22 protein-coding genes are annotated in these 21,972 nt (G+C 69.6%); 17 read left to right on the top strand and 5 right to left on the bottom strand.

What is annotated here, in order from left to right; all coding sequences use genetic code 11:
* The first annotated feature begins 28 nt into the window (after nt 1-28).
* The 8 genes from OG828_RS16295 to OG828_RS16260 all read left to right on the top strand — a co-directional run bounded on the left by OG828_RS16295 (nt 29) and on the right by OG828_RS16260 (nt 9,118).
* Nucleotides 29-811 carry an enhanced serine sensitivity protein SseB gene (locus OG828_RS16295; protein ID WP_328356541.1) on the top strand — a complete coding sequence of 261 codons (783 nt, stop codon included), beginning with the start codon at nt 29-31 and terminating at the stop codon, nt 809-811.
* A gap of 141 nt (nt 812-952) precedes the next feature.
* Nucleotides 953-1,744 (top strand): enhanced serine sensitivity protein SseB C-terminal domain-containing protein, encoded by a 792-nt coding sequence (locus tag OG828_RS16290; RefSeq protein ID WP_328438447.1) that lies wholly within the window; start codon nt 953-955, stop codon nt 1,742-1,744.
* A gap of 316 nt (nt 1,745-2,060) precedes the next feature.
* A complete protein-coding gene (locus tag OG828_RS16285; protein ID WP_328438446.1) occupies nt 2,061-3,068 on the top strand; it encodes an ABC transporter permease in 1,008 nt (335 codons plus the stop codon).
* Between the two features lie 69 nt (nt 3,069-3,137).
* A complete protein-coding gene (locus OG828_RS16280) occupies nt 3,138-4,931 on the top strand; it encodes an ABC transporter substrate-binding protein (protein ID WP_328438445.1) in 1,794 nt (597 codons plus the stop codon).
* 111 nt (nt 4,932-5,042) lie between these two features.
* Nucleotides 5,043-6,041, top strand: coding sequence for an ABC transporter permease (locus OG828_RS16275; RefSeq protein WP_210577277.1), 999 nt, complete (start codon nt 5,043-5,045; stop codon nt 6,039-6,041).
* Nucleotides 6,038-7,135, top strand: coding sequence for an ABC transporter ATP-binding protein (locus tag OG828_RS16270; RefSeq protein WP_328438444.1), 1,098 nt, complete (start codon nt 6,038-6,040; stop codon nt 7,133-7,135). Before OG828_RS16275 ends, OG828_RS16270 begins: the two co-directional genes overlap by 4 nt.
* 11 nt (nt 7,136-7,146) lie before the next feature.
* The gene (locus OG828_RS16265; protein WP_328438443.1) at nt 7,147-8,382 is read left to right on the top strand and encodes an ABC transporter ATP-binding protein; all 1,236 of its coding nucleotides are present in this window, start codon (nt 7,147-7,149) and stop codon (nt 8,380-8,382) included.
* Nucleotides 8,383-8,461: 79 nt separating this feature from the next.
* Entirely contained in the window at nt 8,462-9,118 is a 657-nt protein-coding gene (locus OG828_RS16260) for a trimeric intracellular cation channel family protein (RefSeq protein ID WP_328438442.1), read from the top strand.
* On the opposite strand, the gene OG828_RS16255 is transcribed toward OG828_RS16260, so the two are convergent.
* Nucleotides 9,027-10,235, bottom strand: coding sequence for an alpha/beta hydrolase (locus tag OG828_RS16255; protein ID WP_328501547.1), 1,209 nt, complete (start codon nt 10,233-10,235; stop codon nt 9,027-9,029). The two genes, OG828_RS16260 and OG828_RS16255, sit on opposite strands and share 92 nt — an antisense overlap.
* 146 nt (nt 10,236-10,381) lie before the next feature.
* Between OG828_RS16255 and OG828_RS16250 the strand changes: the two genes are divergently transcribed.
* Nucleotides 10,382-11,242, top strand: coding sequence for a thioesterase family protein (locus tag OG828_RS16250; protein ID WP_328501546.1), 861 nt, complete (start codon nt 10,382-10,384; stop codon nt 11,240-11,242).
* A 259-nt stretch (nt 11,243-11,501) separates the two neighbouring features.
* Here OG828_RS16250 and OG828_RS16245 read toward each other — a convergent pair whose 3' ends face one another.
* On the bottom strand, nt 11,502-12,128 hold the full coding sequence (locus OG828_RS16245; protein WP_328438439.1) for a TetR family transcriptional regulator: 627 nt from the start codon (nt 12,126-12,128) through the stop codon (nt 11,502-11,504).
* A gap of 121 nt (nt 12,129-12,249) precedes the next feature.
* Here OG828_RS16245 and OG828_RS16240 point away from each other — a divergent pair, with 121 nt between their 5' ends.
* The 3 genes from OG828_RS16240 to OG828_RS16230 all read left to right on the top strand — a co-directional run bounded on the left by OG828_RS16240 (nt 12,250) and on the right by OG828_RS16230 (nt 14,089).
* The gene (locus OG828_RS16240; RefSeq protein WP_328501545.1) at nt 12,250-12,414 is read left to right on the top strand and encodes a hypothetical protein; all 165 of its coding nucleotides are present in this window, start codon (nt 12,250-12,252) and stop codon (nt 12,412-12,414) included.
* A 32-nt stretch (nt 12,415-12,446) separates the two neighbouring features.
* Complete coding sequence (locus tag OG828_RS16235; protein ID WP_328356507.1) at nt 12,447-12,713, top strand: DUF4190 domain-containing protein; 267 nt, start codon at nt 12,447-12,449, stop codon at nt 12,711-12,713.
* A 206-nt stretch (nt 12,714-12,919) separates the two neighbouring features.
* A complete protein-coding gene (locus tag OG828_RS16230) occupies nt 12,920-14,089 on the top strand; it encodes a cysteine desulfurase family protein (protein ID WP_328501544.1) in 1,170 nt (389 codons plus the stop codon).
* Between the two features lie 18 nt (nt 14,090-14,107).
* Here OG828_RS16230 and OG828_RS16225 read toward each other — a convergent pair whose 3' ends face one another.
* Nucleotides 14,108-14,809: an N-acetylmuramoyl-L-alanine amidase gene (locus OG828_RS16225; protein ID WP_328501543.1), complete on the bottom strand. Its 702-nt coding sequence runs from the start codon at nt 14,807-14,809 to the stop codon at nt 14,108-14,110.
* Nucleotides 14,810-14,869: 60 nt separating this feature from the next.
* Between OG828_RS16225 and mnmA the strand changes: the two genes are divergently transcribed.
* Nucleotides 14,870-16,000, top strand: a complete 1,131-nt coding sequence (mnmA, locus tag OG828_RS16220) for a tRNA 2-thiouridine(34) synthase MnmA (protein ID WP_328356498.1) — start codon at nt 14,870-14,872, stop codon at nt 15,998-16,000.
* A 55-nt stretch (nt 16,001-16,055) separates the two neighbouring features.
* Here mnmA and OG828_RS16215 read toward each other — a convergent pair whose 3' ends face one another.
* Together OG828_RS16215 and OG828_RS16210 are read right to left on the bottom strand one after the other, a co-directional pair.
* Complete coding sequence (locus OG828_RS16215) at nt 16,056-16,835, bottom strand: alpha/beta fold hydrolase (RefSeq protein ID WP_328501542.1); 780 nt, start codon at nt 16,833-16,835, stop codon at nt 16,056-16,058.
* A 51-nt stretch (nt 16,836-16,886) separates the two neighbouring features.
* Entirely contained in the window at nt 16,887-17,210 is a 324-nt protein-coding gene (locus OG828_RS16210) for a DUF427 domain-containing protein (protein WP_328438433.1), read from the bottom strand.
* Nucleotides 17,211-17,261: 51 nt separating this feature from the next.
* Between OG828_RS16210 and OG828_RS16205 the strand changes: the two genes are divergently transcribed.
* From OG828_RS16205 to ligA, 4 genes are read left to right on the top strand one after another with little or no spacing between them, the layout of a single operon-like run.
* Complete coding sequence (locus OG828_RS16205) at nt 17,262-17,801, top strand: TIGR00730 family Rossman fold protein (RefSeq protein WP_328501541.1); 540 nt, start codon at nt 17,262-17,264, stop codon at nt 17,799-17,801.
* 7 nt (nt 17,802-17,808) lie between these two features.
* Nucleotides 17,809-18,507, top strand: coding sequence for an SDR family oxidoreductase (locus tag OG828_RS16200; RefSeq protein WP_328501540.1), 699 nt, complete (start codon nt 17,809-17,811; stop codon nt 18,505-18,507).
* 31 nt (nt 18,508-18,538) lie between these two features.
* On the top strand, nt 18,539-19,546 hold the full coding sequence (locus tag OG828_RS16195; protein WP_328356483.1) for a methionine synthase: 1,008 nt from the start codon (nt 18,539-18,541) through the stop codon (nt 19,544-19,546).
* Nucleotides 19,547-19,561: 15 nt separating this feature from the next.
* Entirely contained in the window at nt 19,562-21,754 is a 2,193-nt protein-coding gene (ligA, locus tag OG828_RS16190; RefSeq protein WP_328501539.1) for an NAD-dependent DNA ligase LigA, read from the top strand.
* Nucleotides 21,755-21,972: the final 218 nt, after the last annotated feature.

Raw genomic sequence — 21,972 nt, 5'->3', positions numbered from 1 at the left:
AGTGATCTCGGCAGGCGGTTGACAGCAGATGGACTTCCCAGGGGACTTCCCGGACTTCCCGGCACAGGCACACCCCCACCCGCACGGGGGCTGGCCCGGCAACGAGTTGGAGGAGGTGCTCTCCGCCTCCCTCAACGTCCCGGGGGCCGGCGGGCGGATCATCGAAGTCCTCGGACGCAGCTTCATCTGGGTCCCGCTCCCCAACGGCGGCGGCCCGGACAGCGTCCCGCTCGACCTGCCCACCCTCGAACTCGGCGGCCAGGCCTACGTCCCCGTCTTCAGCTCCGAGGAACAGTTCCGCCAGGTCGTCGGCTCCCACATGTCGTACACGATCGCCCCCGCGGTGGAGTTCGCCCGCGGCCTGCCCCCGCAGGTCGGCATCGCCGTCAACCCCGACGGCGTGGTCGGCATCCCCCTCCCGCCCCCCGCCGTCGCCGAACTCTGCCGCGTGGGCCGCACCCCCCTGGACGGCCTCACCACCGGCGGCCGGGTCAAGCTCTACGAACCGGACTGGCAGGACGACCCCGTGGACTTCCTCTCCGCGGCAGCCACCGAGTTCGACCAGACCGGCGTGGTGACCACGGCCCGCCGCTGCCTCGCGGCGATCGAAACGGCCGACCCGGTCATGTTCGTAGGCGTCGAACTCAACCAGTGGGAGGGCGACATCAGGGCCCTCCCCCTGGACGCGCTGGGCCGAGCCCTGGCAAGGGTCCCCGTGAAGTGGCCGGTAAACCTGGTCCTCTTGGACGTAACACAAGACCCGGTGGCCGAATGGATGCGCAACAGGGCCCGCCCCTTCTACCAACGATGACTGCACGTACCTGAGGAGCGCGGGGAACTGCGCGATCAACCACAGACGACCCGCACTCGCCCACGTGCAACAAGCCCCGAGCTCTTGGGCGCTTAAGCTGGTTCCATAATCCGGGCAACCTCAGTGAAGGGGCGGTACAAGGTGAGCGCCAGCATCGCGACCGGCCAGGTCGAGCACATGCTGCGCCAGGTGACGCCCGGGCGCTACGACGCCTACGAGGCACTGCTGCGCGCCCTCGCGACCCCCTCCGCCGGCCAGGTCTGGATGCTCCTCTGGCACGGCCAGGCAGGCTCACCGGACGCGCAGTACGGAAACATGGAGGTCGACGGCCACGGCTACGCCCCCTGTGTCACCTCCGCCCAGGAACTCTCGGCCAGCGGCTGGAACCGCTCCTACGAAGTCGTCGACGGAGTGGACGTCGCCCGCACCCTCTACCCCGACCACTACGGCCTCTGGCTGAACCCGCACGCGCCCGGCGGCGGCGTCGGCATCCCCTGGCTCGACCTGCGCCGCATCGCCACCGGCCTGGAGCGGCAGCCCGCAGGGCCGCTGCGGCTGTCGGAGCCCGGCATCGAGATCCCGCAGTTCTACGCCCAGCTCGCGCAGAACGCCCACCGCACCCCGGCCGTCCGCTCCCTGCGCCGCGCCTGGGTGCAGCCGGCGCTCGGGGCGCCGTACCTCGCCATCGGCCTCGATGTGTACGACACCAGCCCGGCCGCCGTGGACTCGGTGCGGGCGATGATGCAGCAGTCCATCGGCGCGGTCCCGGACGGCCTGCCGGTGTCGACGGTCGCCATGTCCGACGAGTACGACCCGGTCGCGATGTGGATGCGGGCCCAGGCCCGCCCCTTCTACGACCGTGAGGCCCACGGAGCCCCGGCTCAGGCGCCGGCGGCCGGGTACGGCTATCCACCGGTCCACGGCGGATACTGAACACATGGCGCGTGGCCACCCTCCGCCAGAGGGGCGGAGTCCTTCTTCGCGCGTAGACCGTGGCGGAAAGACCTGAACTGCGCTGGATGTCCAACTTGTTCTCGTCCGGCCCCCGTTACCCGCTGTCCGGATAGCGGAACCCCGGACGCCGCATCACGGTTACGCATCCTTTCACCGCCAAGTCTGGCAACTCGTCGCCAAAGCGTTGAAGACTCCCCCACCAGGGGTGTTCGAAACCCCAGTACGACGGACTGATCACGCCGCCACAGCGGCAAGTGCGGGCCGGTTACCACCGGTTGAGAGGGGTCCCTGCCAGATGACGGCACCATTGCACGAGCCGACCGCCGAGGCGGCCCCGAGCGCGGCCGAGGAAGCGGCGGTCGCAGGCACCGGCGCGAAGGCCGTACAGGGTCGCTCCCTGGGCCGGATCGCCTGGGAGCGCCTGAAGCGGGACAAGCTCGCTCTGACGGGCGGCGCCGTGGTGCTCCTCCTCGTGGTGGTCGCCCTGCTCGCGCCGGTCATCACCAGCCTGCTCGGGCAGGATCCGAACGAGTATCACGAGGAGCTGATCGACCCGCTGTTCGGCACCCCCACGGGCTCGCTGGGCGGCATCAGCGGCGACCACCTGCTGGGCGTCGAGCCGGTCAACGGCCGCGACATCCTCGCCCGGATCCTCTACGGCGCCCGGATCTCGCTGCTGGTCGGCTTCCTGTCGGCCGTCGTCGCCGTCATCCTGGGCACCGTCCTCGGCATCCTCGCCGGCTTCTTCGGCGGCTGGGTCGACTCGGTCATCAGCCGGGTGATGGACGGTCTGCTGGCCTTCCCGCAGCTGCTCTTCATCATCGCGCTGGTCTCCGTCATGCCGAACGAGATGCTGGGCCTGACCGGGTCCAGCGTGCGTGTGTTCGTGATGATCCTGGTCATCGGCTTCTTCGGATGGCCGTACATCGGGCGCGTGGTGCGCGGCCAGACGCTGTCGCTGCGCGAGCGCGAGTACGTGGAAGCCGCCCGTTCCCTGGGCGCCGGGCGGCTGTACATCCTGTTCAAGGAGCTGCTGCCCAACCTCGTCGCACCGATCGTCGTGTACACGACGATGATGATCCCCACCAACATCCTCACCGAGGCGGCACTCAGCTTCCTGGGCGTGGGCGTCAAGCCGCCCACGGCGTCCTGGGGGCAGATGCTTTCGAGCGCGATCGACTACTACGAGTCGGACCCCATGTACATGGTGGTCCCCGGCGTGGCGATCTTCATCACTGTCCTCGCCTTCAACCTCTTCGGCGACGGCGTGCGTGACGCGCTGGACCCGAAGGGCTCCCGCTGAACTGCCGTACCTAAAGCGTCCCGTGGCACTGACACGGGGTCTCTCATCACAACCGGAGGATCCGAGATCGTGACTACCAAACGCACCTCAGGGCGGCGTAAGCAGGCATTTGCCGCTGTCGCCGCGGTCGCCGCGCTGCTGACCACGGCGGCGTGCGGCGGTGGCGACAGCGACGGCGAGGGCTCGAAGAACGGCGCGGCCGGCTTCGACGCCGCCAACAACAAGGTCGCCCAGGCATCCCTGGCCAAGAAGGGCGGCACGCTGAAGTTCGGTGGCGCGCAGGACGCCGACTCGTGGGACACCACGCGCGGCTACTACGGCTTCATGTGGAACTTCGCGCGCTACTACAGCCGCCAGCTCGTCACGGGCAAGGCGGAGCCGGGCAAGGCCGGCGCCGAGCTCACTCCGGACCTCGCCACCGGGCTCGCCAAGGTCTCCGACGACGGCAAGACCTACACGTACACCCTGCGTGACGGCATCACCTGGGAGGACGGCAAGCCGATCACCTCCAAGGACATCAAGTACGGCATCGAGCGTGTCTGGGCGCAGGACGTGCTGTCCGGCGGCCCGGTCTACCTGAAGGACATGCTCGACCCCAAGGGCGAGTACAAGGGTCCGTACAAGGACACGTCCAAGGACAAGCTGGGCCTGAAGGCGATCGAGACGCCGAACGACAAGACCATCACCTTCAAGCTGCCGACGCCCAACTCGGACTTCGAGGAGGTGCTGGCCCTGATCTCGGCGTCCCCCGTCCGTCAGGACAAGGACACCAAGTCGAAGTACGGCCTGAAGCCGTTCTCCTCCGGCCCGTACAAGTTCGAGTCGTACAGCCCGGGCAAGGACCTCACGCTGGTCCGCAACACCAGCTGGAAGCAGGAGTCGGACCCGATCCGCAAGGCGTACCCGGACAAGATCACTGTCCAGTTCTTCTCGGACGCCAACCAGCTGGACGAGCGCCTGATCAACGGTGACCTGGACCTCGACATCAACCAGACCGGCATGTCGCCGCAGGGCCGCACCACCGCCCTGAAGCAGCACAAGGCCAACCTGGACAACCCGGTCTCCGGCTACATCCGTTACGCGACCTTCCCGCAGAGCGTGAAGCCGTTCGACAACATCGAGTGCCGCAAGGCCGTGCTCTACGGCGCCAACCACGTGTCGCTGCAGACCGCGCGCGGTGGCCCCATCGCCGGTGGTGACATCGGCACCAACATGCTGCCGCCGTCCGTCCCGGGCTCCGAGGGCCAGAAGTACGACCCGTACAAGATGGCGACCGACAACAAGGACGGCAACGCGGCCGAGGCCAAGAAGGCGCTGCAGGCCTGCGGTAAGCCGAACGGCTTCAAGACCACCATCGCGGTCCGCAACAACAAGCCGGTCGAGGTGGCCACCGCCCAGTCCCTGCAGGCGTCGCTGAAGAAGATCGGCATCACCGCCGACATCGACCAGTTCGACGGTTCGCAGACCTCCGGCATCATCGGCAGCCCCTCCAACGTGGTCAAGAAGGGCTACGGCATCATCATCATGGGCTGGGGCCCGGACTTCCCGACCGTCCAGGGCTACGGCATGCCGCTGTGGGACAGCAAGTACATCCTGGAGAGCGGTAACAACAACTTCGCGCTGATCAAGGACAAGGCGATCGACGGCCTGTTCGACGACTACGTCACCGAGCTGGACGACGCGAAGAAGACCGAGATCTCCACGGAGATCAACCACAAGGTGATGGAGGGCGCGTACTACCTGCCCTTCGTCTTCGAGAAGTTCATCAACTGGCGCTCCGACCGCCTGGCGAACGTCTACACCACCGACGGCTACAGCGGTATGTACGACTTCGTCAACCTCGGTCTGAAGTCCGCAAGCTGACACCCGGCACACCCGCCATACGGCACGAAAGGCAGGTGAAGGCCGGCGCAGCGTGATCGTGGGCCACCGGACGATCTCCGGTGGCCCGCGGTCCGCGGCGGGCCGAGAGCTGTGCTCGCTTACCTCATCAGGCGGTTGTTCGCCGCCGCAGTGATGCTCGTGGTCATCATCATGGTGGTCTTCGGCATCTTCTTCCTCGTCCCCAAGTGGGCGGGCGTCGACATCGCCGCGAGCTTCGTGGGCAAGCAGGCCGACCCCGCCTCGGTGGAGGCGGTCCGGCAGAAGCTGGGTCTCAGCGACCCGATCTATGCCCAGGTCTGGGAGTTCTTCAAGGGCATCTTCGTCGGTCGCACCTACTCGGGCGGCGGCGACGTCACCGAGTGCGCCGCGCCCTGCTTCGGCTACTCGTTCCGCAGTGAGCAGGCCATCTGGCCGGTGCTCACCGACCGCTTCCCGGTGACCATGAGCCTCGCGCTCGGTGCCGCCGTGCTGTGGCTGATCTTCGGTGTCGCGGCCGGTGTGCTCTCCGCGCTCAAGCGGGGCACCCTGTGGGACCGCGGCGCCATGGTCGTCGCCCTCGCCGGTGTCTCCCTGCCGATCTACTTCACCGGCCTGCTCAGCCTGGCGATCTTCGCCTTCGGGCTGAACTGGATCGACGCGTCGTACGTGCCCCTCGAAGACAGCTTCGGCGGCTGGCTCGGCGGCATGATCCTGCCCTGGATCACCCTCGCGTTCCTGTACGCGGCGATGTACGCCCGGATCACCAGAGCCACCATGCTGGAGATCCTCGGCGAGGACTACATCCGCACCGCGCGCGCCAAGGGCCTCAAGGAGCAGACCGTCATCGGCAAGCACGCCATGCGCTCGACGATGACGCCCATCCTGACCATGCTCGGCATGGACCTCGGCGCCCTCATCGGCGGTGCGATCCTGACCGAGACGACGTTCAATCTGCCCGGCCTCGGCCAGGCGGTGCTTCAGGCGATCAGGAACCAGGATCTGCCCGTCATCCTGGGCGTCACCCTGATCACATCCCTCGCGGTGCTCTTCGCCAACCTCGTGGTGGACATCCTGTACGCCGTGATCGACCCCCGAGTGAGGCTCGCATGACGGAACTCAGCAAGACCGGCGCGGCCGTCGGGGAGCCCACCGGCACCTCGCCCGCCCCGACCGCCTTCCTCGAAGTACGCGATCTGAAGGTGCACTTCCCGACCGACGACGGTCTGGTCAAGTCCGTCGACGGGCTCAGCTTCCAGCTGGAGAAGGGCAAGACCCTCGGCATCGTGGGCGAGTCGGGCTCCGGCAAGTCGGTGACCTCGCTCGGCATCATGGGCCTGCACACCGCCGGCCAGTACGGCAAGCGCAAGGCGCAGATCTCCGGCGAGATCTGGCTCGACGGCACCGAGTTGCTCTCCGCGGACCCCGACCACGTACGCAAACTGCGCGGCCGCGACATGGCGATGATCTTCCAGGATCCGCTGTCCTCGCTGCACCCGTACTACACGATCGGCCAGCAGATCGTGGAGGCGTACCGCGTCCACCACAACGTGGACAAGAAGGTCGCCAAGCGGCGTGCGGTCGAGATGCTCGACCGGGTCGGCATCCCGCAGCCGGACAAGCGGGTCGACAGCTACCCGCACGAGTTCTCCGGTGGCATGCGGCAGCGCGCGATGATCGCCATGGCGCTGGTCAACAACCCCGAACTGCTCATCGCGGACGAGCCGACGACCGCCCTCGACGTGACCGTCCAGGCGCAGATCCTCGACCTGATCCGCGATCTGCAGAAGGAGTTCGGCTCCGCGGTCATCGTCATCACCCACGACCTGGGCGTCGTCGCCGAGCTTTCCGACGACATCCTGGTGATGTACGGCGGCCGTTGCGTGGAGCGCGGTCCCGCCGAGAAGGTGTTCTACGAGCCCCGCCACCCCTACACCTGGGGCCTGCTGGGCTCGATGCCGCGCCTGGACCGTGAGCAGCAGGAGCGGCTCATCCCGGTCAAGGGCTCCCCGCCGTCCCTGATCAACATCCCGTCCGGCTGCGCCTTCAACCCGCGCTGCCCGTACGCCGACATCCCCAAGGACGACCTCACCCGCACGGTCCGCCCCGAGCTGGCCGAGGTCGGCAGCCAGCACTGGGCCGCCTGCCACATGACCAGGGAACAGCGGGAGCGGATCTGGACCGAAGAGATTGCGCCGAAGCTGTGAGCGAGGACAAAGTGAGCATCCCTGCGCAGAGCAAAGGCGCCGTGATCACCAAGGGCGACGCCGCCCCCGGCGAGACCCTGCTGAAGGTGACCGGGCTCCAGAAGTACTTCCCGATCCGCAAGGGCCTGCTCCAGCGGCAGGTCGGCGCGGTGCGCGCGGTCGACGGCCTCGACTTCGAGGTCAAGTCCGGCGAAACCCTCGGTGTGGTGGGCGAGTCGGGCTGCGGCAAGTCGACGATGGGCCGGCTGATCACCCGGCTGCTCGAACCGACCGCCGGGAAGGTCGAGTTCGAGGGCAAGGACATCACGCACCTGGGTGTGAGCGGGATGCGTCCGCTGCGCCGCGATGTCCAGATGATCTTCCAGGACCCGTACTCGTCGCTGAACCCGCGCCACACCATCGGCACCATCATCGGCGCCCCCTTCAAGCTGCAGGGCGTCACGCCCGAGGGCGGCATCAAGAAGGAAGTGCAGCGGCTGCTGTCGGTGGTGGGTCTCAACCCCGAGCACTACAACCGCTATCCGCACGAATTCTCCGGCGGCCAGCGCCAGCGCATCGGCATCGCCCGCGCGCTCGCGCTCAACCCGAAGCTGGTCGTGGCCGATGAGCCGGTCTCCGCGCTGGACGTGTCCATCCAGGCGCAGGTCGTCAACCTCCTCGACGACCTCCAGCAGGAGCTGGGCCTGACGTACGTGATCATCGCGCACGACCTGTCGGTCGTCCGGCATGTGTCGGACCGGATCGCGGTGATGTACCTCGGCAAGATCGTCGAACTCGCCGACCGTGAATCGCTGTACCGGGCGCCGATGCACCCGTACACCAAGGCGCTGATGTCGGCCGTGCCGATCCCGGACCCGCGGCGCAAGAACGCCAAGAGCGAGCGCATCCTGCTCAAGGGCGACGTGCCCTCGCCGATCGCCCCGCCGAGCGGCTGCCGTTTCCACACCCGGTGCTGGAAGGCGACGCAGATCTGCACGACCACCGAGCCGCCGCTGATCGAGCTGAAGCCCGGTCAGCAGGTCGCCTGTCACCACCCGGAGAACTTCGAGGACCAGGCGCCGCAGGACACCGTCCTGCTGACCGCGGCCAAGGAGGCGGCGGAGCTGGTGTCGGACGAGGTGCTCGCGGAGTCGGCGGAGACCAGCGCGGCGGTGGCGGCCGAGGTGGGGGCCGCTGCGGACGTGGCGCCCGAAGCCTCCGAAGCCTCCGCAGCCTCCGCGGACGAGGCGCCCGCCAAGGAGAAGTGAGCCCTCTCGGACAGCCTCCTCAGTGAGCCCCCGCCTTCGTTTGTAAGGCGGGGGCTCACTGCTGGGTGAGAATGTGTGGGTGCTCCAGCAACTGTTCACCCCATCCGTCCAGCACACGCTCGACCTGATCGGCATCTTCGTCTTCGCCATCTCCGGCGCGCTGCTGGCCGTCCGCAAGAACTTCGACGTGTTCGGCATCGCCGTACTCGCCGAGGTCACCGCGCTCGGCGGCGGGCTCTTCCGCGACCTGGTCATCGGCGCCGTACCGCCCGCGGCCTTCACGGATCTGGGGTACTTCCTCACTCCGCTGCTCGCCACGCTCCTGGTCTTCTTCCTGCATCCGCACGTGGAGCGGATCCAGGCCGGTGTGAACGTCTTCGACGCGGCGGGCCTCGGCCTGTTCTGCGTCTCGGGCACGACGAAGGCGTACGAGTACGGGCTCGGCCTGACCGCCTCGGCGACGCTGGGCCTGGCGACGGCCGTCGGCGGAGGCGTGCTGCGGGACGTCCTGGCCAACGAGGTGCCGTCGCTGCTGCGCTGGGACCGCGACCTGTACGCGGTTCCGGCGATGGTCGGCGCCACGATGGTCGTCCTGTGCATCCACTACGACGTGCTGACCCCGCTGGCCAGCGGGTTCGCGGCCGTCACGGCCTTCGCGCTGCGGTTGCTGGCGATGCGCTTCCACTGGCGAGCGCCGCGCGCGTGGAATCGGCGCTCGACGGTACGCGAGGAGTGACCGGCAGCTGCCGGGTCAGCCACTCGAAGGCCGGGACCACCTGCGGCCGCCACAGCGCCATCGTGTGACCGCCCGCGCTGCGCGGCACGAACACCACGTCCACGGAGGTCGGCGGCTTCGCGGCCTGCTTCAGCGCCATGGCCGCCTCGTATCCGTCGTGCGGCTGGCCGGAGAGGTAGAGCGCGACCGGGGGCGGGGTGGGGGCCTTGCGCAGCAGCAGATACGGGTCGTTCGCGCGGCGCAGGGCCGGGGACTTTGCGGTGAGCGCGGCGTGCTCGGCCTTCGGGTCGTTGTAGCCGGACATGCTGACGGCGGCCCGGTAGCGGTCGGGATGGGCGACGGCGAGCTTCGTGGCGCAGTGCCCGCCCGCCGAGTACCCGGCCACCGACCAGCCCTCGGGTGCGGACTGCGCCCGGAAGTTGTCCATCACCATCCGCGGCACATCGACACTCAGCCAGGTGTCGGCGTTCACCTTGCCCGGGATGTTCGCGCAGCCGGTGTCCACCCCGGGCAGCAGGCTGGTGCGCGGCGCCACCAGGATGAACGGCGCGACCCGGCCACTGCGCATCAGCGGCAGCAACTGCTCATGCGCGTCCATCGTCCTGAACCACGCCCTCGCCGAGCCGGGATAGCCCGGCAGCAGCTCCACCACCGGGAACTTGTGGTCCCGGTAGGCGGGCTGGTCGTACTGCGGCGGCAGCCAGACGTAGACCTCGGCGTGCACGCCCGAGACCCGGCCCGTCAGATGCGTGACGCGCACACCGCCGGCCGACCCCATGCCCGGCCCGAGGGCGGGGGCGAACGACTGCCGGACAGGGGGCAGGTCCTTGAGGGAGATACCGCCCGTGCCGTCCGGGCCGAGGTCGGCGGCCTGCTCCACATGGTCGCTCGTGCCGAGCAGATCGCCCCAGTTGTCGTACAGCATGTTCTGGTTGTTGACCAGCACGAAGACGAGCGCGACGGCCGTGCCCTGGGCGAACAGCAGCATCAGCATCCGGGCCAGCGCGCGCAGGGCCCGGGGGCCGCGGATCCGCGACCAGAGGACGAGCGGCAGCGCGACGGCGACGAGGGACAGCGCGACCAGGGTGTAGAGGAACGGGGTCCCGGTGAGGCTCATGTCCCTAGAGAGGGGAAGATGCGGCCTCAGGTTTACGGACCAGTACGGACACTTACCGAGAAATTGCGCGGTCCTCACCGGGAAGAGGGGTGTCCGGGGCCTGACAAAAGCTACCGCTTAGTAGTCACCTGTTGTACCGTTCACCCATGCCAGAAGCAGCCTCCGCCCCGGCCGCACGGGCCACGATCGGCGACAGCGAGTTCGACCGCGACACCGCGCTCACCCCACGCGGACCCGGCGTCTACGACATCGACCTCTCCGCCGGCTGGACGATCCTCAACGCCGTCAACGGCGGCTATCTGCTGGCCGTCCTGGGCCGCGCCCTCGCGGACACGCTCCCGCACGGCGACCCCTTCACCGTCTCCGCGCACTACCTCACCGCCTCCCGCCCCGGCCCCGCGACCGTCCGCACGGACGTCGTCCGCACCGGCCGCACCCTCTCCACCGGCCAGGCCTCCCTCTTCCAGTACGACGACGAGGGCCGCGAAGTCGAACGCATCCGCGTCCTCGCCTCCTACGGCGACCTCGACACCCTGCCGGACGACGTCCGTACGACGGCCCTGCCGCCCGCGATCCCGCCCATGGACCAGTGTTTCGGCCCCGAGGACGGACCGGCCCCGGCCTCCGGCGGCCCCGCGATCGCCGACCGGCTGATGGTGAAGCTCGACCCCTCGACCCTGGGCTGGGCGCTCGGATCCCCGTCCGGCAAGGGCGAGATGCGGGCCTGGTTCGGGCTGGCCGACGGCCGCAACGCCGACCCCTTCTCGCTGCTCCTCGCGGTGGACGCGCTGCCGCCGACCGCCTTCGAGCTCGGCCTCGGCGGCTGGGTCCCCACGGTCGAACTGACCGTCCACGTCCGCTGCCGCCCCGCACCGGGCCCGCTGCGGGTGTCCATCACCACCCGCAACCTCGCCGGCGGCTTCCTGGAGGAGGACGCCGAGGTCTGGGACAGCGCGGACCGACTGGTCGCGCAGTCACGGCAGTTGGCGCGCGTCCGGCTCCGGTGACGCGTCCTTTACAGGGCGGCCCCAAGGAAGCCCTGCCCTAAGCGCCGTTGATTGAGTGCCCGCCTCGTCGGACAGCGGCCACTCCGGCCGGCAGCAGACGGCCTGTCCGTCCGGCAACCCGTCCGCCCTGCCGACCGGTCAACCCAGCGGTCAGCCGACCGCACAGGCCGCGAAGAGCTGACCACGGATCTCGTACGACGAAGGCGGCGCCCTCGGTGAACGGGGGCGTCGCCTGTCTGTGTGTGTCAGTCGAGGTGGGTCAGTCGAGCCAGTGCTGCCGGCCGATGCTGATGAGCCGCAGCTGCCGGGTCGCGACATGGGCGACGCGCTCGCGCTCCTCCGGCGGGGCGTCCAGGGCCTCCAGGAAGAGGGAGGCCGTGAACAGCATCTGGTCGACGTAGAGGCTGGCCAGCATCGACAGGTCGTCGTCCGTCCACCCCTCGGCCTCGGGGTCCTTGACCAGCTGGGCCTTCACCTCCGCGGCGAACAGGGCGATCTGGTCGCGGATGGCCTCGCGCACCGGCCGGACCCCGCCGCTGCGCTCACGGGCGATGAAGCGGATGTGGGCGGGGTGCGCCTCCACATGACCGACGATCAACTGGATGGCGCGGGCTATGCGTTCATCGGGATCGTCCGTCGCGGACACGATCATCCGGATCATCGGGTGCAGGCTGCCGAGCGCCTCCTCGACCAGCGCGACGCCGAGGTCAGCGATGGAGCGGAAGTGCCGGTAGAAGGCGGTCGGGGCGACGCCGACCTCGCGGGTGACCTCACGCAGGCCCAGGCTGCTCAGGCTCTGCTCCTCCAACAGCCCCAGGGCGGCGTCCAGGAGCGCCTGCCGGGTCTTCTGTTTCTGGGCCTGCCGGACGCCGAGAGTGTGACTCATGCCATGCAGTTAACAACTGTTCTCCGTAATTGAAAAGCCGTAGGACGCGCTAGACTTGTAAGTCAGTGAACACTTGTAACTACAACCGTTCACTGAACCGTAACGGAGGGGGAACCCACCCATGCTGTTCATCGTCGCCGCACTTCTGCTGCTGGGCGTCGTGCTGGGCACCGTGGCCCATGCACCGCTCGGCTTCACCGCCGTCGCCGCCGTGGTGGTCGCCGCCTGGCTCGGCATCTTCGCGCTCCGCGAGCGGCACGGCCGTCGGCGCTCATCCGTCAACTGACCGCCCATACAGCCCGTCGGGAGCTGAACACCATGCAACTCACCGCACCTGCAACCCGTCAGACCACCGCCCGCGACACCGACGGCATGGCCGTCGCCTCCTTCATCCTCGGCCTCGTGGGCCTCCTCGTCCTCAACGTCTTCCTCGGCCCGATCGCCATCGCCCTGGCATCCGCAGCCCTCTGGCGCGGCACAGCCCGCAAGGGCCGCGCATACCTCGGCCTGGGCCTGGGAATCGCCGACCTCCTGGTCCTGGTGGCCTTCATGCAGGCGGACAACACGGTGTCGTGGAGTTTCTGACCGCTGTGAGCGGTAGTTCCTGAGCGGCTACCGCTGTGTACCGCTGTGGGCAGTCGTTCCGCAGGGCGATGGGGGTCCCCCGCTCGAGCGAAGCCGAGAGTGGGGGAGGGTGGGCACAGCCTGCAGCGCCGGGCGCATCACAACGGGGTCCACGCACAACCGCCGGCCCAAGCCCAGCGCAGCGGCCCCGTAGAATCGGCGTCACCATGGCATACCTCGACCACGCCGCAACCACCCCGATGCTCCCCGAGGCAGTCGAGGCACTCACCACGCACCTCGGCGTCACCGGCAACGCGTCCTCCCTGCACGCATCGGGCCGCCAGGCAAGGCGAACCGTGGAGGAGGCCCGCGAAACCCTCGCGGAAGCCCTCGCCGCCCGCCCCAGCGAGGTCGTCTTCACCTCCGGCGGCACCGAGGCGGACAACCTCGCCGTCAAGGGCCTGTACTGGTCCCGCCGAGACGCCGACCCGGCCCGCACCCGGGTGCTCGCCAGCCCCGTCGAACACCACGCCGTCCTGGACGCCGTCCACTGGCTCGGCGAACACGAGGGCGCCACGGTCGAGTACCTCCCGGTCGACCCCTACGGCCGGGTCCACCCGGAGGCGCTGCACGAAGCCATCGCCCGCAACCCCGACGACGTGGCCCTGGCCACCGTCATGTGGGCGAACAACGAGATCGGCACGGTCATGCCGATCCGCGAACTCGCCGAGACCGCCGCCGAGTTCGACGTCCCCCTGCACGCCGACGCCGTCCAGGCCTTCGGCCAGGTCCCCGTCGACTTCGCCGCCTCCGGCCTCGCCGCGATGACGGTCTCGGGCCACAAGATCGGCGGCCCGTACGGCATCGGCGCCCTGCTCCTCGGCCGTGAATACACCCCCGTACCGGTTCTGCACGGCGGCGGCCAGGAGCGTCACGTCCGCTCCGGCACCCTCGACGTCCCCGCCGTCGCCTCCTTCGCGGTCGCCGGCCGCCTCGCCGCCGAACAGCGCGAGTGGTTCGTACGGGAGATCGGCGGCCTGCGGGACGACCTGATCGAGGCGGTGCGTACGGCGGTCCCGGACGCGATCCTCGGAGGGGACCCCGCACGGGAGGGCCGCCTCCCGGCGAACGCCCACTTCACCTTCCCGGGCTGCGAGGGAGACTCGCTGCTCCTTCTCCTCGACGCCCAGGGCATCGAGTGCTCCACCGGCTCCGCCTGCACCGCAGGCGTCGCCCAGCCCAGCCACGTCCTCCTGGCCACCGGCACCGACCCCGACCTGGCCCGCGGCACCCTCCGCTTCTCCTTCGGCCACACCTCCACGGAGGCCGACGTCGAGGCGGTCGCCAAGGCGATCGGCCCGGCGGTGGAACGGGCCCGCGCTGCGGGGCTGACGTAGAGCGGGACGGGACCGGCCTCAGGCCGACGCCGTACGGGCCTGCCGTACGAGCTTCATGTACCGGTCCCAGTCCCAGTGCTCCCCGGGGTCGGTGTGGTCCGTGCCCGGTACCTCCACGTGCCCGATGATGTGCTCGCGGTCGACGGGTAGGTCGTACCGCGCGCATATCCGGGCCGTGAGCCGCGCCGACGCCTCGTACATCTCGTCCGTGAGGTCCTCGGGCCGGTCCACGAAGCCCTCGTGCTCGATGCCGATGCTCCGCTCGTTGTAGTCGCGGTTGCCCGCGTGGTAGGCCACGTCCAGCTCGCGGATCATCTGCAGGACGCGTCCGTCCTGGCCGACGATGTAGTGGGCCGCGGCCTGGTGGCCCGGGTCCTGGAAGGCCTTCACCGCGCTGTCGAAGCTGCCCTGGGTGACATGGATGATCACCATGTCCACGCCGTAGTCGTCGGGCCGGTCCGCGCGCCGCCAGTTGGCGTCCGACGCCGCCTCCCACTTCGCGCCCGCGTAGTCGACCGCGCCCGCCTTGCGCGGCTTCTCCACACCCGGCACCCGCCACCACAGGCGCCCCAGCTCGTCGCGCGCCAGCACGGCCGTGCCCACCGCGGTCGCGGCCAGGCCGGCCAGCAGCGCCCGCCGCCCGATGCGCCGGTCGCCGTCCCTGCCCCCGGAGTTCTCAGCCGTGTGCCCGGAGTCCTTGGCCGCTCTTCTCGCCCCCATGTGATCGTGAACGGATACTCGGCAGTCTTGGTTCCCTGGGGCCCTTACCCTGGAAGGGTTATGACTGAGATCCCGCAGCGCCCCCGCCCCCTCCGCGTACTCGCCGCCATGTCGGGCGGCGTGGACTCCGCCGTGGCCGCCGCCCGCGCCGCCGAGGCGGGCCACGACGTGACCGGCGTCCACCTCGCGCTCTCCGCGAACCCGCAGTCCTTCCGTACGGGCGCGCGCGGCTGTTGCACCATCGAGGACTCCCGCGACGCCCGCCGCGCCGCGGACGTCATCGGCATCCCCTTCTACGTCTGGGACCTCGCCGACCGCTTCCGCGAGGACGTGGTCGAGGACTTCGTCGCCGAGTACGAGGCGGGCCGCACCCCCAACCCCTGCCTGCGCTGCAACGAGAAGATCAAGTTCGCCGCCCTCCTGGACAAGGCCCTGGCGCTCGGCTTCGACGCGGTGTGCACCGGCCACTACGCCCAGGTGATCGTGAACGAGGACGGCGCCCGTGAGCTGCACCGCGCCTCCGACATGGCGAAGGACCAGTCGTACGTCCTCGGCGTCCTCGACGACCGGCAGCTCGCCCACGCGATGTTCCCGCTCGGCGACACCGTGACGACGAAGGACGAGATCCGCGCGGAGGCCGAGCGCAGGGGGCTGGCGGTGGCCAAGAAGCCCGACTCGCACGACATCTGCTTCATCGCCGACGGCGACACCCAGGGCTTCCTGGCCGACCGGCTGGGCAAGGCGGAGGGCGACATCGTCGACGAGTCCGGCGCCAAGCTCGGCACGCACGAGGGCGCGTACGGCTTCACCATCGGCCAGCGCAAGGGCCTGCGGATCGGCCACCCGGCACCCGACGGCAAGCCGCGCTACGTCCTCGACATCTCCCCGGTGGACAACACGGTGACTGTGGGCCCCGCCTCCGCCCTCGACGTCACCGCACTGACCGCGATCAAGCCCCGCTGGTGCGGCGCGGCCCCCTCGGGCCCCGGCACCTACACGGCCCAGCTCCGCGCCCACGGCGGCGAGACCGAGGTGACCGCCGAACTGATCGACGGCTCCCTGGAGGTGTCGTTCACCGCCCCGGTCCGCGGAGTCGCCCCCGGCCAGGCGATCGTCCTGTACGACGGCACACGCGTGGTGGGCTCGGCGACGATCGCGTCGACGACGCGGGCGAGGGCCGTACCGGCGTGACCCGCGCGGGACGTACCGCGTAACCGCCCTCCACGCGCGCGTGCCGCGTGCCCGCCTACTGTGCGTAGAACTCGGCGAGCACCGGCGCCAGAACCTGCGGATCCACCAGGTGCGTCTGCCCCTCCAGGCTCCGGTAGGTCCCGTCGGGCACTGCCTCCGCGACCGCCTGCGTCGCCTCGCGCAGCCACGCGGGGCTCTCGCCGCCCGCGACGGCCAGGACGGGGACGGTGATCGCGGCCAGCCGGTGCCGGGGGACGAGTCCGTCGCCCATGACGGCGTTGTCGTACGCCAGGCTCGGTGCGATCGACTCCATGCCGGCCCACATGGGGGACTGGCGGGCGCCCTGGATCATCTCCTCGGCCAGCCCGGTCAGCCTCAGGAACAGCTCGACGGCGTCCCCGCGCCTGCCCTCCGCCAGTGCCCGCGTCAGCCCTTCGGTGTACTCGGCGCGTTCCTGCGCTCCGCCCTCGTACACCGCGAACGGCGTCTCGTAGACCGCGACCTTGCTGACCGGCAGCCCGCTCGCCGCGGCCTGGAGGGCCAGCGCGCCACCCGACGAGATGCCGTACAGCGCCGCCTGACCGCCGACCGTCTCGATGAGCGCCGCGAGGTCCTCGACCTCCCGCTCCACGGCGTACGGCGGCGTGTCACCGCTCTCGCCGCGCCCCCGGCGGTCGTAGATGACGGCCGTGAAGCCGTCGGCGAGCTGGCCGGCCAGCGGTGCCACCGTGTGGCCGGTGGACATCGCGCCGCTCACCAGGACGACCGCCGGGCCCCGGCCCGTGCGTTCGTATGCGATCGGGGTGCCGTCGCGCGAAAGCGTCTTCTTGTCCATGCCGGGAAGACTGCCACCCGGCGGTGCACTAGTCAGTCACGACACCGCTCCTCACACCACTTCGACGTCGTAGAAGCAGAGATGGTCCTTGATCTGGGCGACGTCCGGCTTGGGGTCGGGGTACGACCAGACGAGGTCGGCCGCGTCGGGCAGCGACCAGTAGGAGGCGGTTCCCTTGAAGGGGCAGTAGGTGTGGGTCTCCGAGGGGGTCAGGAGGTCGAGGCGTACGTCCTCGGCGGGGAGGTAGTAGCGCTCGGGACAGCCGGTCTCGCGCAGGATCAACGGGCGGTCGGACTCCGCCAGTACCTGGTCGCCGCTGACCACCCGCACGCGCTGGGTGCCCTGTTCGATCGTGATCGTGTGTCCATCAGCCATACCCGGACAGCACCCGCGGGGCGCCGGTTCTTCCCGCGTACGGTGATTCCCATGCGAATCTGCGTCTTTCTCTCCGCCGCCGACCTGTCCGACCGTTACACGCGCCCCGCGCGGGAGTTCGCGAGGCTCATCGGCAAGGGCGGCCACACGCTGGTGTGGGGAGGGTCCAATGTCGGCCTCATGAAGGTGGTTGCCGACGGCGTGCAGGAAGCGGGCGGGCGGCTCGTCGGGGTCTCGGTCGAGTTCCTGTCCGCCAAGGTCCGTCCGGGTGTCGACGAGATGGTGATCGCGAAAGACCTCGCCGAGCGCAAGAAGCTGCTGCTGGAGAAGGCCGACGCCGTGGTGATCATGGTGGGTGGCACGGGGACGCTCGACGAGGCCACGGAGATCCTCGAGCTGAAGAAGCACGGCCACACCGACAAGCCGGTGGTGCTGCTCAACACCGCGGGCTTCTACGACGGGCTGAAGGAACAGTTCCGGCGCATGGAGGACGAGGGGTTCCTGCCCTGTCCGCTGACCGACCTGGTGTTCTTCGCGGAGGAGCCGGTCGGGGCGATGGCCTACCTGGAAGAGAGCCGGGGCGTGGCCTGATGCGACCATGGCGCACATGGCTACACATGTGATCACCGGGGCGGGCAGCGGCATCGGTTCGGCGGTCGCCCGCCGCCTCCACGCGCGCGGGGACGAACTCGTCCTGCACGCGCGCGACGCGGGCCGCGCGAAGGAACTGGCCGCTCAGTTCCCGGGCGCCAGGACACTGGTGGGCGACCTGGCCGACCCGGACAGGCTGAGCTGGGCCTTCTCGCACCAGACGCTGCCCGAGCGGGTGGACTCCCTGCTGCACATCGCGGGCGTCGTCGACCTCGGCCCGGTCGGAGACCTGACCCCCAAGTCCTGGCGCCACCAGCTCAACGTCAACCTCATCGCCCCCGCCGAGCTGACCCGCCACTTCCTGCCCCAACTCCGCGCCAGCCGCGGCCATGTGGTGTTCGTCAACTCGGGCGCGGGCCTCAGGGCGAGCGCCGACTGGTCCGCGTACGCCGCGTCCAAGCACGGCCTGAAGGCCCTCGCGGACGCGTTGCGCAACGAGGAGCACGACAACGGCGTCCGCGTCACCTCCGTCTACCCCGGCCGCACGGCGAGCCCCATGCAGGCCAAGGTCCACCAGCAGGAGGGCAAGGAGTACGACGCCGCCCAGTGGATCGACCCCGAATCGGTGGCGACGACGATCCTGATGGCCCTGGACCTTCCGAGGGACGCGGAGGTCAACGACCTGACGGTGCGGCCGGGGCGCTGACCTCCGCCGGGCGGTTCCGTAGTCTTCCGGCGTGAGTGAAAACAGCCAGTTCACCTTCGCCCCCGCCACCGGCATCGGTTCCATGCCCGGCGGCGATGCCCGCGAGGCCGTCAAGACCGTCACCGGGAGCCTCGAAGACTTCCCGTTCCTGCCGGAGCTGCCCGCGCGCGGACCCGGCGCCGACATGATCGGCCGGACCGCCGGGCTGCTCGTCGAGATGTACGCGCGCGTGGAGCCCAGCGGCTGGCGGATCGGGGACCGGCCGGGGCGGGACACCAAGCGGGCCCGGTCCTGGCTCGGCCAGGACCTCGACGCCCTGGAGGAGTTCACGCAGGGGTACGAAGGGCAGCTGAAGGTGCAGGCCGTCGGCCCCTGGACGCTGGCCGCCGCGCTGGAGCTGAAGAACGGCGAGTCCGTCCTGTCCGACGCGGGTGCCTGCCGCGACCTCACCGGTTCGCTCGCCGAGGGGCTGCGGGAGCATCTCGCGGAGGTCCGGCGGCGCGTACCCGGCGCCCGGCTCGTCCTCCAGCTCGACGAACCCTCCCTCACCGCCGTCCTGCGTGGCCAGGTGAAGACCGCCAGCGGATACCGCACCCACCGGGCCGTCGACCGGCAGGTCGTCGAGGGCATGCTCCGCGAGGTCGCCGGGGTTCACGCGGGCGGGCCGGTCGTGGTGCACTCGTGCGCACCGGACGTCCCGTTCGCCCTGCTGCGCCGGGCGGGCATGACCGCGATCTCCTTCGACTTCTCCCTCCTCACCGAGCGTGATGACGACGTGATCGGTGAAGCGGTGGAAGGGGGCACCCGGCTCTTCGCCGGTGTCGTCCCGGGCACGGACGGCCCATTGTCAGACCCTGCCGGTAGCGTCATGGGTGTCAGGACGCTCTGGCGCAGGCTGGGGCTGTCTCCCGCGCTTCTCGCGGAGGCGGTCACGGTCACGCCGTCGTGCGGACTCGCGGGGGCTTCCCCCGACTACGCACGCAAGGCCCTCGCCCACTGCGTCCAGGCGGCGAGATCCCTCGCGGACAACCCAGAGTAACGGGAGGACAATACGGTGGCCGGCGACAAGCAAGCGGAGACGGCGGTGCCCGCCGAGGCACGGGAGCAGCACGCGCAACTCGCTGAGCAGATCGAGGAGCACCGCTTCCGGTACTACGTGAAGGACGCTCCCGTCATCAGCGACGCGGAGTTCGACCAGCTGCTGCGCACCCTGGAGGCGCTGGAGGAGGAGCATCCCGAGCTGCGCACACCGGACTCGCCGACCCAGAAGGTCGCCGTCGAGTACGAGACCGACCTCGCCGAGGTCGAGCACCGCCAGCGCATGCTCTCCCTCGACAACGTCTTCGACGACGAGGGCCTCGCGGCCTGGGCCGACCGCGTCGCCAAGGACGTCGGCACAACCGACTACCACCTGCTGTGCGAGCTCAAGGTCGACGGCCTCGCGGTGAACCTGACCTATGAGGACGGCCGGCTCACCCGCGCCGCCACCCGCGGCACCGGACGGATCGGCGAGGACATCACGCCGAACGTCATGACGATCGCGGAGATCCCGCACCGGCTGAAGGGCGACCGCGTTCCCCGGCTCGTCGAGATCCGCGGCGAGGTCTATTTCCCGATGGAGGCCTTCCAGGACCTCAACGCACGCCGCGTGGCCGCCGGTGAGAAGCCGTACGCCAACCCCCGCAACTCCGCCTCGGGTTCGCTGCGCCAGAAGGACCCCAAGGTCACGGCCACCCTGCCGCTCCACATGGTGGTCCACGGCATCGGCGCCCTGGAGGGCTTCGAGGGCCTGACCCGCCTCTCTCAGGCGTACGACCTGCTGAAGAGCTGGGGCCTGCCCACCTCCACGCACAACAAGGTGGTCGACGGCCTGGACGGCGTAAGGGAGTTCATCGCCCACTACGGCGAGAACCGCCACTCCGTGGCGCACGAGATCGACGGCGTGGTCGTCAAGCTCGACGAGATCCCGCTCCAGGGCCGGCTCGGCTCCACCTCCCGCGCGCCGCGCTGGGCGATCGCGTACAAGTACGCGCCGGAAGAGGTCAACACCAAGCTCATCAACATCCGCGTGGGCGTGGGCCGTACGGGCCGGATCACGCCGTACGCCCAGGTCGAACCGGTGACGGTGGCAGGCTCGGAGGTCGAGTTCGCCACCCTGCACAACCAGGACGTCGTCAAGGCCAAGGGCGTCCTCATCGGTGACACGGTGGTGCTGCGCAAGGCCGGTGACGTCATCCCGGAGATCCTCGGACCGGTCGCCGACCTGCGGGACGGCAGCGAGCGCGAGTTCGAGATGCCGGCCGAGTGCCCCGAGTGCGGTACGGCACTGCGGCCGATGAAGGAGGGCGACGTCGACCTGCGCTGCCCGAACGCCCGCACCTGCCCCGCCCAGCTGCGTGAGCGCCTGTTCTACCTCGCCGGCCGCAAGGCGCTGGACATCGAGCACTTCGGCTACGTAGCCGCCGCCGCGCTCACCAAGCCGCTGGAGCCCGCGGAGCCACCGCTCGCCGACGAGGGCGACCTGTTCGACCTCACCATCGAGCAGCTGCTGCCCATCAAGGCGTACGTCCTCGACCAGGACAGCGGCCTGCCCAAGCGCGATCCGAAGACCGGCGAGGAGAAGATCGCCACGGTCTTCGCCAACCAGCAGGGCGAGCCGAAGAAGAACGCGACCGCGATGCTGGAGAACATCGCCGCGGCCAAGCAGCGCCCGCTCGCCCGTATCCTCACCGGCCTGTCGATCCGTCATGTCGGCCCGGTCGCCGCCGAGGCGCTGTCCCGCAACTTCCGCTCGATCGACCGCATCGAGCAGGCCACGGAGGAGGAGCTGGCGAACACCGACGGCGTCGGCTCGATCATCGCCGCCTCGCTCAAGGAATGGTTCGCCGAGGAGTGGCACCAAGAGATCATCCGTAAGTGGAGGGCGGCAGGTGTCCGTATGGAGGAAGAGGGCGCCGGTGAGGACGAGGGCCCGCGTCCGCTGGAAGGACTCACCCTCGTCGTCACCGGAACGCTCGAACACTTCACACGGGACGGAGCCAAGGAAGCGCTTCAGGTCCGGGGAGCCAAAGTGACCGGTTCTGTTTCGAAGAAGACGTCTTTCGTCGTTGTGGGTGACAATCCTGGTTCGAAGTACGACAAGGCGATGCAGCTGAAGGTGCCGGTTCTGAACGAGGACGGATTCAACGTCCTGCTGGAACAAGGCCCGGACGCAGCCGCCGAAGTCGCCCTCCCGGCAGAGGAGTAGCGGTTGAAGGCCACCCGATCGGCGCATACCAGATGCATACGGGTGGCCGGGGCGCAATCGGGCAACCGTCGACGACCGCTGCCCGTGGAAGCCTTCTGCGGCCTACTGTTGAGGGGTGCGCCTGCCGTGCCCAGCTGCGGTTGGGGCATCCCCTTGCTCAGAGAGGGCCTTGACGGGCGAGGGGAAGGGTTTTCTGACGCGGCGCCGCTGAGGGATGT

The organism is Streptomyces sp. NBC_00457, assembly GCF_036014015.1.
In the GTDB taxonomy this organism is placed as follows: domain Bacteria; phylum Actinomycetota; class Actinomycetes; order Streptomycetales; family Streptomycetaceae; genus Streptomyces.
This window is presented reverse-complemented; position numbering and strand designations above follow the sequence as displayed.